The sequence below is a fragment of the Oleiphilus sp. HI0067 genome, from assembly GCF_001635735.1.
Genome location: NZ_LWFI01001328.1, coordinates 1 through 552, shown reverse-complemented (window position 1 = coordinate 552; position 552 = coordinate 1). Strand labels below are relative to the sequence as shown.

Here is a 552-nt window from a genome sequence, read left to right as displayed (position 1 = left end):
CATTCGTACTAAAACCTTCACCGAGCAAAGTGTTAGTAGAGACCACCTCACCTTGCCTAACGTTCGCATTTCGTATCAAACCATCAAAGCCTGCACGCACCTTCGTGCGCTCAAGATTTAACTTAGCCGTATCAAGCGCAACATTTGCCGCACTCAAACGTGATTCAGCAGCTTTAACATGAGGGATACGCAACACGTAATCTTGCGCTTTTTGATTTGGATTACGCTTATTCCAATCTGTCAGCGCTTGTTGCGCTCGGGCTTTTTCGTCTTCTAGGTTAAGCTTCGACGCCGAGAGTTCAGCCTGAGCTTGAGCCACTGCACTCACGAAACTTACGTCATCAATCTCAAGTAATACATCGTCTGAACGAACCCGCTCGCCGTTTTTGAAGCGCGGGTTCTTGGTCACGACGTGCCCCGCAACAAGAGCATGAATCTTATAATCAAACTCAGGCTCAATAAGGCCAAAAGAACGAAGCTGCACTTGGTGGTCTTTTAACTCAAGCTTTTCGACCGATACGGTCAATGCACGAGACTGCACAACAGCGCCGC

The 552-nt window shown here is 48.2% G+C and carries 1 protein-coding gene; it reads right to left on the bottom strand.

Translation table 11 applies throughout. The features are described 5' to 3' along the window. Positions 1 to 552: efflux RND transporter periplasmic adaptor subunit (locus tag A3739_RS30175; protein ID WP_369821115.1), on the bottom strand; the 552-nt coding region annotated here is incomplete at both ends.